Raw genomic sequence first — 15,635 nt, forward strand, 5'->3', positions numbered from 1 at the left:
TGCCGCATACTTTTTTGGATCAGTAGCGGTAGTGATCCGGCTTGAACGGGCCTTCCTGCGGCACACCGATATAATCGGCCTGCTTGTTCGAAAGCTGGGTCAGCATCACGCCGAGTTTTTCCAGATGCAGCGCGGCAACCTTCTCGTCGAGATGTTTGGGCAGAACGTAGACGTCGTTCTCGTACTGCCCAGGATTCGTGTACAGCTCGATCTGGGCCAGCGTCTGGTTGGTGAAGCTGGCGCTCATCACGAAGCTGGGGTGGCCGGTGGCGCAGCCCAGATTGACGAGGCGACCCTTGGCGAGGATCAGCAGGCTCTTGCCATCGGGGAAGGTGACGAGGTCGGTGCCTTCCTTGATTTCCTTCCAGTCGTAATTGTCGAGCGCGGAAATCTGGATCTCGCTGTCGAAGTGGCCGATATTGCACACGATCGCCATGTTCTTCATGCTCTTCATGTGCTCGGCGGTGATCACGTCTTCATTGCCGGTCGCGGTACAGAAGATATCGGCGCGCTTGGTCGCCTCTTCCATCGTCACCACTTCGAAGCCGTCCATCGCCGCCTGCAGCGCGCAGATCGGATCGATCTCGGTGACCATCACACGGGCGCCGCCATCGCGCAGCGAAGCGGCCGAGCCCTTGCCGACATCGCCGTAACCGGCGACGCAGGCGACTTTGCCGGCCAGCATCACGTCGGTGGCGCGGCGGATCGCGTCGACCAGCGATTCCTTACAACCGTAAAGGTTGTCGAACTTCGACTTGGTCACGCTGTCATTCACATTGATCGCGGGGAACGGCAGCTTGCCGGCCTTGGCGATCTGATACAGGCGCATCACGCCGGTGGTCGTCTCTTCCGACACGCCCTTGATGTTCTGGACGCTCTTGGTGAGGTAGCCCGGCTTCTTCGCGATGTAGGCCTTCAGCGCCTTCTGCATCTCGATTTCTTCGGCGTTCTGCGGCTCGGGCATGGTTTCGCCCGCTTCCAGACGCGCGCCCCACAGCGCGAACATGGTGGCATCGCCGCCATCGTCGAGGATCATGTTGGCCGTCAGATCGGCATCGTCTTCCGTCGCCCAATCGAAAATGCGGCCGACATAGTCCCAGTAATCAGCCAGCGTTTCGCCCTTGATCGCGAACACAGGGATACCCTGATCGGCGATCGCCGCAGCGGCGTGATCCTGCGTCGAGAAGATGTTGCAGGTTGCCCAGCGAACTTCTGCGCCCAGAGCAACCAGCGTTTCAATCAGAACGGCGGTCTGGATGGTCATGTGCAGCGATCCGGTGATGCGCGCGCCCTTCAAAGGCTGCGCTGCGCCATATTCCTCGCGCAGAGCCATCAGGCCCGGCATTTCCGTTTCGGCAATCGCGATTTCGTCACGCCCGTACTGGGCGAGGCCGATATCCTTGATGATGTAATCTTTTTCCAGTGCGGCAGTAGCCATCATTTGCTCCTCAGGAGTTGGGCGGTCCGCGAACGAACCACCAAAAGGGTTGGCTGCGCTTTAGCGGCCTCCCCTTCCAAGAGCAAATATAAAGATATCTTTATATCGTGAAGTCGCCTGGTCGCCCCGACCCGCATTTTCCTTGCGAGCCGGGGCCCAGGGACGTCCCGTTTGTTACGTGTCGGGTGCTACTTCACCGCAATCGCCAGCGCTGGCTGGGCCGGCTGCGGGCCCTGCGCCGGCTGCTTCAGCATGGCGACGGCTGTCATATAGAGCTGCTCGCCCGGCGCCCGGGCGGCGAGCTCGGCCGTGGCCACTTTCAGTTCGGAACAATCCATTGTGGGATGGCCCTGCCCAAAGGTGTTCGCCATGCGGACACTGATACGGTCCAGCGCGCGTTTTGCGCCCTTCTGGCCGTGCTGCGCGACAAGCTCTGCCTGCATCAGCCGGCTCGCTGCATTGAGCTCCGGAAGGTGGCGGGCCGAGAACGCCCGGTATTCGGCTTGAAAATCGTGTGCGCTGTGGCGGCAGACGAGCGAGCTGACCATCAGCATGATATCGAGCTCGCGCACCGCCTTGGCTGTTTCGAGCTTGGTCACAGCGGCCGGCACCGGCCCGATGGAGGTGACGGGCGCGGCTGGCGTGGCAACAGCGGGCTCGATCACAGCTGTGTCGGTGGCAACGGCAGCAACGGTGCTGACATCACTGGTCGCGGCGACTTCGGTCACGTCCTCAGTCGTCCCCTCGGTCGCCGCGGCGGCGGATGTCGTGGATACGAGCGCGGCCATGCAGCCCGCTGCGAGTCGGAAATTTCTGGTCATCATTCTGGTCTCCCCTGTGCAAGCACCCCTGCTTGCTGGAGCCCGAAATGACGCGCCGGGTTTACGAATGTTTAAACCGCCGAAGTAAAGCGCTTTTAACCACGCGGTGGCCTCTCCTCCGGCTTGCAAGCCGACTGCGGTGTCCTATGTTGGAAAGCGAGAATTCCCGTCATCCAACGCAAGGACATTGAACAGCATGACCATTTCCAAAGGCGACACCCTTCCCGACGTAAAGATGGTGAAAGCCACCGAGGCCGGCCCCGAACAGGTCCAGTCCGGCGAGTTTTTCAAGGGCCGCAAAGTGGCGCTCTTCGCGGTCCCCGGCGCGTTCACCCCGACCTGCTCGGCCAAGCATCTGCCCGGCTATGTCGAGAATGTAGATGCGCTCAAAGCCAAGGGCGTGGACGAAGTGGTCTGCACCTCGGTCAATGATCCCTTCGTGATGGGCGCATGGAGCAAAGCCGATGGCGGCGAAGGCGTAACCATGCTGGCAGACGGCAATGGCGAATTTGCCGAAGCCATCGGCCTGACCATGGACGGCAGCGGCTTTGGCCTTGGCCAGCGGAGCCAGCGCTATTCAATGATCGTCGACGACGGCAAAGTGACCGAGCTGAATGTCGAAGCACCGGGCGATTTCTCGGTCTCCAGCGCGGAGCACATGCTCGGCCAGCTTTGATTGGTCGAGCCAACCGGATACGAAAAGGGCGCCCATCGAGGCGCCCTTTTTTGTGTCCAAAAGAGATGCCGAGCCTGCTCAGCCATACCCCATCAGGCTTAGCACTTCTTTCCGGCTGCGCTGGTCTTCCAGAAAAGTCCCCATCATGCGGCTGGTGACCATGGAGACACCCGGCGTGCGTACGCCACGGGCGGTCATGCAGGCATGGCTGGCGTCGATCACCACAGCGACGCCGCGCGGCTGGAGGTTGTCCCAGATGCACTCCGCCACTTCTGCAGTCAGGCGCTCCTGAATCTGCAGGCGGCGGGCATAGCCGTGCAGCACACGGGCAAGCTTGGAAATTCCGACCACCTTGTCCGTCGGCAGATAGGCAATCGCGGCCTTGCCGATGATGGGTGCCATATGATGCTCGCAATGGCTCTGGAACGGAATGTCCTTGAGCAGCACGATCTCCTCGTAGCCGCCCACTTCCTCGAACACGCGCGACAGGTGGAGGGCCGGGTCGTGCTCGTAGCCCTGGCAATATTCCTTCCACGCACGCGCGACCCGCTTGGGCGTGTCGAGCAAGCCTTCGCGTTTAGGATCGTCGCCGGTCCATTCGATCAGGGTGCGGATGGCATCCTGCACATGCTCGGGCACGTCGGGCTTGGTCGGTAGGCTGTCCTGCCCGTTGGTGTCGCTCATCCACTCTTCCTCTTCAACTTGTCGCGCAGCCTGCCGAGACGGCTTCCTTCGCGGAACAGCCCCCCATGGGCAAACGGTTCGAACATATCGTCCGGATGCTCGGGATCGAAAAACTGCGATCCGGCCAGCGCCTCTTCTGTGTCTCCCAATTCAGGAAGTTCAAAAGGACGCAAGGCACGCACACCGTCCGCTCCAAAGCGTTCGATGGCCTTGTGCATGGAGCCAAGCGATTCGACTAGCTGGGCCATAGTCCCTTCTCCCACTCCGCAATGTTCGGCGAGCAGCGAGGTGCGCAAATCGCGGATCGTCTCCTCGAAGCCCTTGCCGCGATTGGCCTCGCGGTCGCAATCGATGAATACGTCGCATTCGCTGTCGAGGCCCATGGAACGGTTGTTGAGATTGGCCGATCCGATCCTGAGAATGCGGTCATCGACAATCATCAGCTTGGCATGGATGTAGATCGGGGTGTCGCCGGTCCACGCCACATAGACGCGGAACCGGTTGTGCTTGTCCGCCTCCCCAATCAGCCGCACCAGCGCGGATCGGGCGTGATCCATGGCCTGCCGCTCAAGCCAGCCTTCGGCGTGTTGCGGATGGACCAGGACAATTTCGGGCGGGTTTTCCTCTTCCAAGCGCTTGATGATCGCATCGGCGATCTTGCGCGAGGTGAAATACTGATTCTCGATATAGATGAAGCGCTCCGCCGCCGCGATCTGATCGAGCATCAGTGTCTCGATCTCGCATATCGGCGAGGTATCTTCGTATTCGGCCCGGGTCCGTGCGATGCCGATTTCGACGTCTTCGAAATCAACCGAGAGCTTTTCGGGCCACAGGCTTTTCTCTGCCGGCTCCAGATCCTCCAGCTTGCCCGCCCCCGCCCTCTGCCAGCGCGCGCGGCACAGGTCGGACAGTTCCCCCGCAATCGGCCCTTCCATCATGAAGGTTATGTCGTGCCATGGACCATAAGTCTTGCCGCGCGGACGCCGTCTTCTGGAATCGATTTCCTTGTGCTCGCGCGTGTCCCACCGGTCATGCGTCAGATCGATCCCGCCACACACCGCCAGCTTCTCGTCCAGCACAGCGAGTTTCTGGTGATGGGTGCAGCCGACCGGATGCTGGGTGTCGAATTTGAACGTGATCCGCTTCTTGGGCCACATGCGCAGCAGATCGACCAGCATCGAGCCCCGCGCGCCGAGCTGGAAGAAAGACAGCCCCCATTTGAGAACGCGAATCTCCAGTTCGTCACGGTGGCGGACCAGCCAGCTGAGAAAGCTGCCCAGTCGTTCGGGATAGGAGTTGTCCGCAGGACGCTCATACCATCGGCGGCCTTGCGAGAGATGGATGCGGGTATCGAAATCCCAACCCACCAGCATGATCCTGCGCCGGGCATTCAGCATCGCCTGCTGCATATGCGCGAAGTAGCCTTCGGCATCGACGATGACGGAAGCCCGCTCGGCCAGCCCGAAACGCCAGACGCCCGGCTCGGCCGACTGGTCGAGCGCGGGCGCACTGTCTGTTGGATCACCGCTTTTCATCGCGGCCTAGCTAGGGGATTTATTCCTTCGCCGCATCCTTGCTTTCCGGAGTCACTTCCGCCTCGGCCTTCTCTTCCTTCTTCCGGCGATCGAAGACCTTTTCCATGTGGGCGATGTCGTCATCGTTCAGATGCTCTTCGAAATCGGGGAAGTGGTCTTCCTCCTCTTCCTCGATGTGGTGGCGGTAATCGTGGTCGAGCTGTTTGAACTTCGCCATCCATGCGGGCGAGGACATATCTGTGGCGGCCAGATCGTTGAGCGCTTCGTCCAGCTCGTGGTGCTCGGCAACAGAGTGACGCGTGTCATCGGTGGTCGGCGGCTTGCGGAGCATGGTGGAATAGAGTGCCTGCTCCTCGGCGGCGGCGTGCGATTTCACTTCTTTGGTGAATTTCTCGAGCAGTTCCTTGCGCCGCTCGGTCTCGCCACTGGTCTCGGCCATCTGGTCGAGCAGCTCGCGGTGGTGGTCGTGATCTTCCTTCAGGCGGGTGAAGATGCCTTGTGCATCGGACATAGGTGCTTCCTTTCAATGTGTTTAGCTATTCAACACAGAGAAAGGGGGTGAGGTTCCGATATCACGAGGCGGAATCAAAAAAGGGACCGACCCCTATCGGGGCCAGTCCCTTTTTATGGCGCACCCGGAAGGATTCGAACCTCCGGCCCCCTGATTCGTAGTCAGGTACTCTATCCAGCTGAGCTACGGGTGCGCATTGGAGGTGGGCACATACGGGCGTGCTCCGGGGATGGCAATCCCCTTTACTCGCCCTTCGCCCTCTCATGCGCAATTAGTGCCCCCAGCAATTGCCGATCGAGTGGAGACATCTTCAGGCGAGCGGCCTGCGCCAGAGGATGCCAGCGCCATTCGCCGCCTTCCAGCGACTGCGGTTCTCCAGTGAAACGGGTCGTTGTAAAGAGGAGCAACACCAGTTCGCGCTCCCCCGACGCCGTCTTTCCGGCGGCAAACGATACCGGTTCGAGCGAGCCCGCCTCCAGCACAACACCGCACTCTTCGGCTATTTCGCGGACCAGGGCAGGACGGGTGTCTTCGCCCGGTTCCACCTTCCCGCCGGGGAATTCCCACAAACCGGCATGATCGGCGCCCGCAGGACGGCGGTGCAGCAGGACCGTTCCGTCTCCGCGCAGGGCCGCAGCGGCCACGACCAGCATGGGTGTCAGATTTTTTTCCATATCCGCCTGCAATCTTTACCCAAATTTTACGCTGATATCCGATGAGGTACCTAACCCCACAGAACCCACAGGTGAATGCGTGCACAATTTGTTCAAAGCAATCTTGACTGATCGATCAGGCGCAACCGCGATCGAATACGGCCTGATCCTTGCTCTGGTGTTCCTCACCATGATCGGCGCGGTCACCGGTGTGGGCACCGAAACCATCGATATGTGGGATGATGTGTCGGAGGAAGTGAGCGACGCGCGCGGGTCCTGATTTCGCGACTGACGGCTGAGCTTACAAAATGTTTCACCGCATTAGCAATTTGTCAACGCCTCGCTCCTAGAAACCAAATCACCCGCTGCGGAAAGAGCCACAGCGGATCGGGTAACGAAGACCAAGAACCAGGAGACTACACATGAAATTCCTCAAGAACCTCGTCCGTGACGAACAGGGTGCAACCGCTATCGAGTACGGCCTGATCGCTGCTCTGATCGCCGTCGCTGCAATGGGCGCCATGAGCACCCTGGGTGACGAGCTCGACGCTACGTTCACCGAAGTGTCGGACACGCTGTCTTCGTAAGACGCGGCCTACACGGCAAAAAGAGAGGGCGGCAGGGAAACCTGCCGCCCTTTTCTTTTGCCCGAACCGAAAGCGGTATCAGTTGCCGCGAACGACGATCTTCACTTTCTGACCTGCGCGCAAAGTTTCACCAGTCGACAGACCGTTGAGCACACGGAACCGCGTTTCCTGCGCATTGGTATAGGCCATGCGATTGGCCAGCGAAGAGACGGTATCGCCCGAACGTACGGTCACCACATCCAGCTTGCGCGGCACAACCTTGTCGGCCTCGGCTTGGGAAATCCGCCGCATCGACTGGAACATGGACGAAAAGACGTTCGATTTGCCCGCCTGCGTAATCGCCTGGAAGTGATAGGCCCGGTCATTCGCAAACTCGTAGGCAAAAACCACCACATCCACTTGGCTGCTGCCATTGTTCACGCGCGCCGTGCCGTAGACGGCCGGTAGCCCGTTCACGGTCGTGCGCTGGAGATTCGACGGGGTGATGGTCTGCCCTTCACCGGCCAGATCGGAGAACACCTTGTTCACATAGGTGTTCAGATTGCCATTATACGGCGCCAGCGTCAGCTGTGCCTTCCCGCTTTGCCCATTGATCGACACGGCGCGGGTGCCGTTGACCATATAAAATCCGTTCGGCGCGGTGAAAGACAGGCGCAGATCGGGATGGATGAACTGCCGTCCCTCGACAATGCCCTGCTCGGGATCGTCGCCGTAAATCATGCCGTCGATTCGCGTCAGGAATGTGTCGCGGTTGGTGACATTTCCGGACAAACCCTGCGCCTTGGCAGCAGCGGTTTGCACCCGGCTCGCCGGATCGGGGTGGGTCGAGGCCCAGGCCGGGATGGTCGCATTGCCGCGGCCCTGAATCTGCGCGTCGAGATTGTTCTGCAGCGCGAGGCTGCGCAGAACGGTGGACATCGCCATCGGATCGTAACCGGCGCGGGTCAGATACTGGATGCCCAGCTCGTCCGCTTCCAGTTCCTGACTGCGCGAGAAGCGCAGCGTAAGCAATTGCGAACCCTGCAGAATACCGCGCGAGAGCGTGTCGCCGACACCGCTATTGCCAAGCAGAACCCCGGACAGGATTGCCCCCGCCGCCCCGAGAATGGAGTTTCGCTGCGCGGCCTGCTGGCGGCGCTGCGAGTGGCGGGCCGCGACATGAGCGACCTCGTGCCCCAGAACCCCGGCCAGCTCGGCCTCGTTGTTCATCAATGTGACCAGCTGACGCGTGGTGTACACATAGCCGCCGGGGATCGCGAAAGCGTTGTTGATCGGGCTGTTGACCAGCGACACGGTGAACGAACTGCGGGCATTGCCGAGGCCCGACTGTACCGCGATGTTCTGCCCCACCTGCTCGACATATTGCGCGTAGGGACCGGTCATCGCGCCGCCAAATTCGGCCAGCAATTGCGGATGCGCCTCTGCGCCCTGCTGCGCTTCGGACTGGGTGATGGGGGCCGAAGCGCTCGGAATGGGCGCGCCGCTTGCCAGACAGCCGGACAGGGCCACAGCCATCGCACCGGCCGACGCAAGTTTCGCAAATTTCAAGGTATTCATCAGTTGTGGCTCCCCGCACGGTTCAACATACGCCCGGCCCACCAACCGCAGCGTCTTCAATAGGTCCTTAACCTATTTCAAACCCGTCGGGTTCCCCAAAGTCTACCCCGCGAGTTGTAAAAACCTGTCTTCCCGCAGTTTTTGCAGCTCGGCTGTCGGCACTTTGACCAATTTGTCGAGCTCGTCGGAAATCGTCTCGGCCAGCCGGGCACAGGCGGCTTCGGGGTCGCGATGCGCCCCGCCAACCGGCTCGGTCACGATGCGATCAATCACGCCCAACCTCTTGAGATCCTGCGCAGTTATTTTCATCGCATCCGCTGCATCGGGCGCTTTTTCCGCCGTTCGCCACAGGATCGAAGCGCAACCTTCGGGAGAGATCACGGAATAGACCGCATGTTGGAACATCAGCACCCGCTCGGCGCTGGCCAGCGCCACCGCACCGCCCGAACCGCCCTCGCCCACAATGGTGGCGACCATCGGCACCGGCAGGGCAAGACACGCCTCGGTCGCGCGGGCAATCGCTTCGGCCTGGCCGCGCTCCTCCGCCTCGACGCCCGGGAATGCCCCCGATGTATCGACCAGAGTGACCACCGGCAGGCCAAACCGTCCGGCCATTTCCATCAGACGGATCGCCTTGCGATAGCCTTCCGGCTTACCCATTCCGAAATTGTGTTTCAGGCGGCTTTCCGTGTCGTGGCCTTTCTCATGCCCGATCAGCATGACGCGCCGGCCCTTCAACTTCGCGAAGCCGCCGATAATCGCTTCGTCTTCGCCGTAATTGCGGTCCCCGCCCAAAGGCACGAAATCCTCGAAGGCGTGGTTCACAAAGTCGCGGAAATGCGGGCGTGCCGGATGGCGCGCGACCTGCGTTTTTTGCCACGGCGTCAGCGAGGCATAGGTGCTCGCCACCAGATCGGTGCACTTCTGCTCGAGCCGCTTCAGCTCGTTGGAGATGTCGACGTCATCGCCCTCGGCAGCGCTGCGCAATTCGGCAATGCGCGCTTCCAGCTGGGCAATCGGCTTTTCGAACTCGAGATAGGAATTCATGGAATTGTCGCTACTCCGCTCCCCTGCCCTTCGCAAGCGCAGTGCGAACCGGAGGTGCAGCTATCGCAGCTAAGCTGTTGACGATTTGGCCAAAGGATGCCGTTCATTGACCAGCGCGACGAGCCGGGATGCGTCGACATGGGTGTATATCTGCGTGGTGGCGATGTCGGCATGGCCGAGCAGGGTTTGCAAGACGCGCAAGTCCGCCCCGCCTTCCAGCAAATGCGTGGCAAAGGCATGGCGCAAGACATGCGGGCTGATCTTCGCCGGGTCCAGACCCGCGCGGCCTGCCAGAGCCTTGACCAGCTGGAACAAACGTATCCGCGACAAATGTCCGGCCCGCGAGGGGAAGAGATGGGACGAGCCGTCGTCGGGGCGCAGATCTGCCCAGCGCGACAAAGCCGTTTTCGCCCTGCCGCTGACCGGCACCATGCGCGCTTGTCCGCCCTTCCCCGTCACCGTCAGAAACGGCGCATCGCGCGGGATCGCGGCCATGGGCAGGGAAACCAGCTCGGTGGCCCGCAAGCCGGAGCCGTAAAGCATTTCCAGCAGCGCCAATGTGCGTACGGCAAGCGGAGCGTCGCCTGCGGCCTCTTCCTCTGCGAGCGCGAAGAGCGCAGCAATATCGTCATGCGAGAGGATTTTGGGCAGCGGACGGCGCGGCACAGGCCGGGGCAAGGCGTCCGAGGGATCATCGCCGCGCAGGTTCTCGTCCTGTAGAAAGGCGTAAAACTGACGCAGGGCCGATGCTTTGCGCGCGACCGTCGCGGGCGCGAGGGCGGACCATTGCGCACCCAGCCCCTGCAAATCCTTGCGGTCAGCCGAAGCCAGATCGCCGATCAGCTCCTCTGCCCCGGTAAGGTCACGGCGGTAGGCCGCCAGTGTGTTCGCCGCTGCACCGCGCTCTGCAGCCAGCATCATCAGAAATTCCTCGATAGCGCCGCCCTGTGTTTGCGAAGGGGTGTGCGCCGGCACCGTCATCCCCGCGCGACCGCCTCTGCCGCGATCATCCTTGCCTCTGCCGAAAGGCCCGACCGGTCGAGTGCGCGCACGATATGATAGAGGTGGCGCGGGGTCATCTTGTCCCAGCTCGCCCCCTGCATGCCCAGCCCGGCAAGAATCGCCACCAGCGCGCTGTTTTGTGCCTCGCCCGCCTGATCGATCGCCCGGCTCCACGCGGTTTCGCGGGCAAATCGCAGACCCAGATCCGCATCATATTCCGAGACAGCATCGGCCTCCAACCGGCCCAGACCGGCCAGGCCCGCAATCAGAAAGCCCGATTTGCGCTGCTCTGCACTTTCATCGTCACCAAGGAAGGAATCGACCGCGCCTTCGTCCACCGGGTTGGCCCGCTGCGGCTGGGCCAGAGCAAGCAGTGCCCAGCCCTCGCTCCCCTCGGAGACGACGCTTGCCCATTGCAGCGCGTCCTGATCGAGACCAGCTGCGAGCATCGACGCAATCAGATCGGCGGCATCTTCCTCGAAATTCGCATCGGCCGGGACGCGGGCCGCAGCATAGGCGGTGAGGATCTGCCGGTCATAATCGGGTTGCGCATTCGTGCTGCCCCACAGCCCGCGAATGGCGGAGATGCGCAGGGCCGGGTCCTCATTCACATAAGCGACACGCAGGCGGAGCGCGTCTTCGCCGATATCGCCTTCACGGCCCGACAGCGCGTAATATTGCGAGTAGAGATCGACCAGCGCCTCGCTCGACAAAACGCCTGCCTGCGCGGCAACCCGCGCCGCCGGAATGCGCTGTTCGAATGACAGCATGGGCATGGTCGCCGCGATCCGCTGGTAATAAGGCCCCGCATCCTCCAGCAAATTGGCCGGAATCTCCGCCCCCAGAGCATTGGCCATGGCAAAGCGCCACGGGGTCAGTTCCTCCACGTCATCCCATTCCAGATTGACCGCGCTGCGCCCCTCGCCCGCCGCCCCGGCATAGCGCTGGGCCAGCAAGGCATCGATCACCGGCACATCGCCATCAGACCGCATCTTGCCGATTTCGCGCCGCGCGCGGCCCGTTTCGCCGGCATAGGCGTTGCAGATTGACCGGAGCAGGTTCCACTGCTCGCCCTCGCGCACATCACCGCGATAGCGCGCCAGCGGGCAAATGCCGATAATGTCGGACGTGCCGAGATACGCGTTGATCGCGCCGCCAGCCAAGGCGTTGTTCCAGTCTTCGGTATCGATATCCTGCACAATCGCGCGCGCCGCCGCATGCTCGCCCATCCGGTTGAGCAGGCGCGCCCTCAGGGCAGCGAAGGTAACCGGGTCCATCCCCTCTGGCGCGGCCAGACGGCTGGCTAGCGCGCGGCGGAGCATGATGTGGCCCCAGCGCGAGACCAGTTGCCCGTCCGTCCCCGACAAGGCCGCACGAACCAGCGATGCCGGTTGCCGCGCGAGCGAGCCGGTCGGCAAGCCGCCCTCTGCCGGGGCAAGGATGCCGACCTGGCCGAGCGAACGGCGTGCGGCGGGCGGAATATCGGTGCGCGGGCGCAGACCCAGCAGCGCGTCCAGCTCGTCTGTTTCCAGCCGCTCCAGATCGGCCAGCGATGGCAGGCCATCGGAAGCAGTCGCCGTGCCGCCGCCGCCGGTTGCCGGACGGGCAGGCGCGCTGGGTGCAGCCGCCCCGCCCCCTCCGGGCAGAGGCTGGACAACCGGTGTGCCTTGCGGGCGCGGGCTTGTAGCGGGTGCGGGTGCCGGAGCCGGTGCGGGCCGCGATGCAGGCGGCGGCGCAGGGCGCGGAGCCGGCGCTGGTGCTGGCGCGGGAGCGGGGGCTGGCGCGGGCGCGGGATCGTCGAAACCGGGCGGAAGCAGGCTTTCGGGCGCATCCTGAGCCAGAGCCCCGTTGCCAGCCCACTGGCCCGACACGCCGCCCACGACCAGAGCCGCGCCCAGCGCCAGTGCACCTGCACCGGTTAGCAATCCACGCTTCATTATTGGCCCTCCGCCAGATCGCCGGACAGCTCCGACGGGAGAACCACCGGATGCTCCATCGGCACCAGCGATTGCTCGCCGCCGTCCCACCATGCCCAGACCAGTAGCAGTGCCGCGCCCACCGCGATGATCACTCCGGTCCTACGCATGCCGCCAGCCTTCTGCGCATCGATCATCAATCCGCTACCCTAATTCTTCTTGGCAGGCGCAACTGCGCCCTTGGTTGCAAGCGCCCTAGCCTATCTCTACGTCCGGCGACAATGGATACCCACAGCGAACCGTTGGACAATCCGCAGATTGCGGCCATCGCGCGGCGGATTACCCGCCCGATCGTGCTGGTGGGCCTGATGGGCGTGGGCAAATCGACTGTCGGGCGCAAGCTGGCGGAGCTGTCACAGCGCAGCTTTATCGACGCCGACACCGCCATCGAAGAGGCAGCCCAGCTGTCGGTGGCAGAGATTTTCGAGAAACACGGCGAGGCGGTTTTCCGTGACGGAGAGCGCCGCGTGATTGCCCGGCTGATCGAGGAAGGCCACGGGGTCATAGCCACCGGTGGAGGCGCATTTGTCGATCCCGAGACGCGAGCGCTGATACTGGAAAAAGCCATTGGCGTGTGGATCGATTGCGATATCGAAACTCTGGTGGAACGGACCAGCCGCCGCAATACGCGGCCCCTGCTGAAACAGGGCGACCCGGCAGAAATCCTCACCAGACTGCATACCGAGCGTGCGCCCCTGTACGGGGAGGCTCCCGTTCGGATTGTCAGCAAAAATGGCCCCCATGCGGAAACGGCGACAATGATTTTGGAGGCAATCGACCGATGGCTGTAATTCCCGTCGCTTTGGCTGGCCGGTCCTATGAGGTGCGGGTAGGCCGCGGCTTGCTGGGCGAGGCCGCGCATCATGCGGGCGCGCTGTTGCGCAAGAACACCGTGCCCATTGTCGCGGACCGCAATGCATGGGATGCGCATGGCGAGACGCTGGTCGCCTCGCTCCGGAGCGCGGGCAAGGACCATGCGCTTTATCTGGTGGAACCCGGCGAAGGATCGAAGAGCTGGTCCGGCCTGCAGACCCTGATCGACTGGCTGCTGGAACAGGGTGTGGAACGCGGCGACCATGTGATGGCGCTGGGCGGCGGCGTGGTCGGCGATCTGACCGGCTTTGCTTGCGCGATCCTGAAGCGCGGTTGCGGATTTATCCAGCTGCCCACCACGCTGTTGTCGCAAGTTGACAGCTCGGTTGGCGGGAAGACCGCGATCAATACGGCGGCGGGCAAGAATCTGGTCGGGGCGTTCCATCAGCCTTCGCTGGTGCTGGCCGACACCGACACCCTCGCCACGTTGCCGGAACGCGAAATGCGCGCTGGTTATGCCGAGGTCATCAAATACGGCATCCTCGGCGATGCAGAATTTTTTGCGTGGTTGGGCGAGCACGGGAATGCGGTTCTCGCCCATCAGGAAGCCGCGCTGGAAGAGGCCGTCGCGCGCAGCGTTGCGGCCAAGGCGCGAATCGTGGCCGAGGACGAGCGCGAGACCAGCGGTGCACGGGCGCTGCTCAATCTCGGGCACACGTTCGGACACGCGCTGGAAGCAGAGACCGGCTTTTCGGACCGGCTTCTGCACGGGGAAGGCGTTGCGCTGGGCATGGTTCTGGCGGCGCGGTATTCGGCGCGGCGCGGCGAGATCAGCGCGGGCGATGCCGACACTGTTGCGAGTGCGATTGCCGCGGCAGGCTTGCCGTCGGAACTCGCCGCATTGGGCCTCGATTGCAGCGGGCAGACTCTGGCGGACCACATGCTCCACGACAAGAAGATGGATGCCGGCACCCTCCCCTTCATCCTGCTGCGCAGTATCGGCGAGGCTTATCTGGCGCATGATGTGGACATGGCCGACATCGCCGCGTTCCTGACCGAACAATTGCAGGCGCACTGATGCCCCGTTTCGTCGACCTGTCGATCCCGATCACCAATGACGTGATCTCCGACCCCGAGGTGATGCGCCCGAAAATCCAGTACATGACCCACGAAAACACGTGGGAGCAGATCGCGATGTTCTTTCCGGGTCTGGAGAAAGACGACCTGCCCGATGGCGAAGGTTGGGCGGTCGAAATGCTGGAGCTCTCAACCCATAACGGCACCCATATGGACGCGCCGTGGCATTATCACTCGACCACCGATGATGGAGGCAAGGCCGCGCCCAGCATCGACGAGGCTCCGCTCGACCGTTTCCTGCGCCCCGGTGTGAAGCTCGATTTTTCCGGTCTGCCGCACGGCCATGTTGTCACCGCCGCAGAAGTCGAAGCAGAGCTGGCGCGCATCGGCCACACGCTCCAGCCGCTCGATATTGTGCTGGTCCAGTCAGGCGCGGTTTATGGCACGGAGAACTTCACCGATCAGGGCGTGGGTCTAGGCGCAGAAGCAACGCTCTACCTCACCGCCAACGGCGTGGAAGTGGTCGGCACCGACGCATGGAGCTGGGACGCCCCGTTCAGCCACACGGCCAAGAAATGGGCCGAAACCCGCGACCCCTCGATCATCTGGGAAGGCCACAAGGCCGGGCGCATCCGCCCCTATTACCAGATCGAGAAACTGACCAATCTCGAAGCCCTCCCCGCCACCGGCTTCACCCTCAGCTGCTTCCCGGTGAAGATCGAACGGGCCAGCGCTGGCTGGATCCGCGCGGTGGCGATTGTGGAGGAGTGACCATGCAGGTGAGCGAGACCGGTCTGGATGATCCGCAAGTCTGCGCTCTGCTCGAAATGCACCAGCGGGACATGCACGCCATTTCGCCGCCGGGCACAAGCTTTGCGCTCGATCTGACGGGGTTAGCCGGCCCGGAGATTACCCTTTTCGCGTGCCGCGAAGGAGGCGCTCTGGCGGCGGTTGGCGCTCTAAAGCAGCTCTCACCGCACCATGCCGAGATCAAATCCATGCGGGCCGACCCTCAGTATCGCGGGCTCGGAGCGGGACGCGCCGCACTGGAGGCCATTATCGAACGCGCGCGCACCCAAGGCGTCCGGCGCCTAAGTCTGGAAACGGGCACCAGCGAAGATTTTGCCGCTGCCATCGCGCTCTATCGAAAATACGGGTTTGCACAGGGCGATGCCTTTGCCGGTTATACGAACGGACCGCACAACCAGTGCTATCATCTCGATCTGTGACGCGTCGGGTCCGGCAAAATGTGGGCGGA

General features: G+C 62.6%; 18 protein-coding genes and 1 tRNA gene. 7 read left to right on the top strand and 12 right to left on the bottom strand.

Annotated features, from left to right (window positions below):
• Nucleotides 1–19: 19 nt before the first annotated feature.
• The gene (gene ahcY, locus ACFCW2_RS13560; RefSeq protein ID WP_379547161.1) at nt 20–1,441 is read right to left on the bottom strand and encodes an adenosylhomocysteinase; all 1,422 of its coding nucleotides are present in this window, start codon (nt 1,439–1,441) and stop codon (nt 20–22) included.
• 185 nt (nt 1,442–1,626) lie between these two features.
• A complete protein-coding gene (locus ACFCW2_RS13565) occupies nt 1,627–2,262 on the bottom strand; it encodes a hypothetical protein (RefSeq protein WP_379547162.1) in 636 nt (211 codons plus the stop codon).
• A gap of 193 nt (nt 2,263–2,455) precedes the next feature.
• On the opposite strand from ACFCW2_RS13565, the gene ACFCW2_RS13570 reads away from it, so the two are divergent.
• Complete coding sequence (locus ACFCW2_RS13570) at nt 2,456–2,935, top strand: peroxiredoxin (protein ID WP_379547164.1); 480 nt, start codon at nt 2,456–2,458, stop codon at nt 2,933–2,935.
• Between the two features lie 78 nt (nt 2,936–3,013).
• Here the strand turns inward: ACFCW2_RS13570 and folE are convergent, their stop codons facing one another.
• From folE to ACFCW2_RS13595, 5 genes are all read right to left on the bottom strand, one after another.
• On the bottom strand, nt 3,014–3,619 hold the full coding sequence (folE, locus tag ACFCW2_RS13575; protein WP_379547165.1) for a GTP cyclohydrolase I FolE: 606 nt from the start codon (nt 3,617–3,619) through the stop codon (nt 3,014–3,016).
• The gene (locus ACFCW2_RS13580; protein ID WP_379547166.1) at nt 3,616–5,154 is read right to left on the bottom strand and encodes a phospholipase D-like domain-containing protein; all 1,539 of its coding nucleotides are present in this window, start codon (nt 5,152–5,154) and stop codon (nt 3,616–3,618) included. The genes folE and ACFCW2_RS13580 overlap by 4 nt, the downstream gene beginning before the upstream one ends.
• A 19-nt stretch (nt 5,155–5,173) precedes the next feature.
• Nucleotides 5,174–5,665: a hemerythrin domain-containing protein gene (locus ACFCW2_RS13585; RefSeq protein ID WP_379547167.1), complete on the bottom strand. Its 492-nt coding sequence runs from the start codon at nt 5,663–5,665 to the stop codon at nt 5,174–5,176.
• Nucleotides 5,666–5,781: 116 nt separating this feature from the next.
• Nucleotides 5,782–5,858, bottom strand: a tRNA-Arg gene (locus ACFCW2_RS13590).
• Between the two features lie 49 nt (nt 5,859–5,907).
• On the bottom strand, nt 5,908–6,339 hold the full coding sequence (locus ACFCW2_RS13595) for a (deoxy)nucleoside triphosphate pyrophosphohydrolase (RefSeq protein WP_379547169.1): 432 nt from the start codon (nt 6,337–6,339) through the stop codon (nt 5,908–5,910).
• 103 nt (nt 6,340–6,442) lie between these two features.
• Here ACFCW2_RS13595 and ACFCW2_RS13600 point away from each other — a divergent pair, with 103 nt between their 5' ends.
• Together ACFCW2_RS13600 and ACFCW2_RS13605 are read left to right on the top strand one after the other, a co-directional pair.
• Nucleotides 6,443–6,598: a Flp family type IVb pilin gene (locus ACFCW2_RS13600; RefSeq protein ID WP_379547171.1), complete on the top strand. Its 156-nt coding sequence runs from the start codon at nt 6,443–6,445 to the stop codon at nt 6,596–6,598.
• Between the two features lie 142 nt (nt 6,599–6,740).
• Nucleotides 6,741–6,905: a Flp family type IVb pilin gene (locus ACFCW2_RS13605; RefSeq protein ID WP_379547172.1), complete on the top strand. Its 165-nt coding sequence runs from the start codon at nt 6,741–6,743 to the stop codon at nt 6,903–6,905.
• A gap of 78 nt (nt 6,906–6,983) precedes the next feature.
• Here ACFCW2_RS13605 and ACFCW2_RS13610 read toward each other — a convergent pair whose 3' ends face one another.
• From ACFCW2_RS13610 to ACFCW2_RS13630, 5 genes are all read right to left on the bottom strand, one after another.
• A complete protein-coding gene (locus ACFCW2_RS13610) occupies nt 6,984–8,462 on the bottom strand; it encodes a M48 family metalloprotease (RefSeq protein ID WP_379547173.1) in 1,479 nt (492 codons plus the stop codon).
• 102 nt (nt 8,463–8,564) lie between these two features.
• Complete coding sequence (locus tag ACFCW2_RS13615) at nt 8,565–9,509, bottom strand: acetyl-CoA carboxylase carboxyltransferase subunit alpha (protein WP_379547175.1); 945 nt, start codon at nt 9,507–9,509, stop codon at nt 8,565–8,567.
• A gap of 69 nt (nt 9,510–9,578) precedes the next feature.
• Nucleotides 9,579–10,490: a tyrosine recombinase gene (locus tag ACFCW2_RS13620; protein WP_379547177.1), complete on the bottom strand. Its 912-nt coding sequence runs from the start codon at nt 10,488–10,490 to the stop codon at nt 9,579–9,581.
• Nucleotides 10,487–12,448, bottom strand: a complete 1,962-nt coding sequence (locus ACFCW2_RS13625; protein ID WP_379547179.1) for a hypothetical protein — start codon at nt 12,446–12,448, stop codon at nt 10,487–10,489. The genes ACFCW2_RS13620 and ACFCW2_RS13625 overlap by 4 nt, the downstream gene beginning before the upstream one ends.
• Entirely contained in the window at nt 12,448–12,624 is a 177-nt protein-coding gene (locus ACFCW2_RS13630) for a hypothetical protein (RefSeq protein WP_379547180.1), read from the bottom strand. Before ACFCW2_RS13630 ends, ACFCW2_RS13625 begins: the two co-directional genes overlap by 1 nt.
• Nucleotides 12,625–12,708: 84 nt before the next feature.
• Between ACFCW2_RS13630 and ACFCW2_RS13635 the strand changes: the two genes are divergently transcribed.
• From ACFCW2_RS13635 to ACFCW2_RS13650, 4 genes are read left to right on the top strand one after another with little or no spacing between them, the layout of a single operon-like run.
• The gene (locus tag ACFCW2_RS13635) at nt 12,709–13,278 is read left to right on the top strand and encodes a shikimate kinase (protein ID WP_379547181.1); all 570 of its coding nucleotides are present in this window, start codon (nt 12,709–12,711) and stop codon (nt 13,276–13,278) included.
• Nucleotides 13,269–14,378, top strand: a complete 1,110-nt coding sequence (gene aroB / locus ACFCW2_RS13640) for a 3-dehydroquinate synthase (protein WP_379547183.1) — start codon at nt 13,269–13,271, stop codon at nt 14,376–14,378. The genes ACFCW2_RS13635 and aroB overlap by 10 nt, the downstream gene beginning before the upstream one ends.
• Complete coding sequence (locus ACFCW2_RS13645; protein ID WP_379547185.1) at nt 14,378–15,148, top strand: cyclase family protein; 771 nt, start codon at nt 14,378–14,380, stop codon at nt 15,146–15,148. The genes aroB and ACFCW2_RS13645 overlap by 1 nt, the downstream gene beginning before the upstream one ends.
• 2 nt (nt 15,149–15,150) lie before the next feature.
• The gene (locus ACFCW2_RS13650; RefSeq protein WP_379547187.1) at nt 15,151–15,606 is read left to right on the top strand and encodes a GNAT family N-acetyltransferase; all 456 of its coding nucleotides are present in this window, start codon (nt 15,151–15,153) and stop codon (nt 15,604–15,606) included.
• The last annotated feature ends 29 nt before the right edge of the window (nt 15,607–15,635 follow it).

The sequence above is a fragment of the Qipengyuania algicola genome (assembly GCF_042492175.1).
In the GTDB taxonomy this organism is placed as follows: Bacteria; Pseudomonadota; Alphaproteobacteria; order Sphingomonadales; family Sphingomonadaceae; genus CAJXSN01.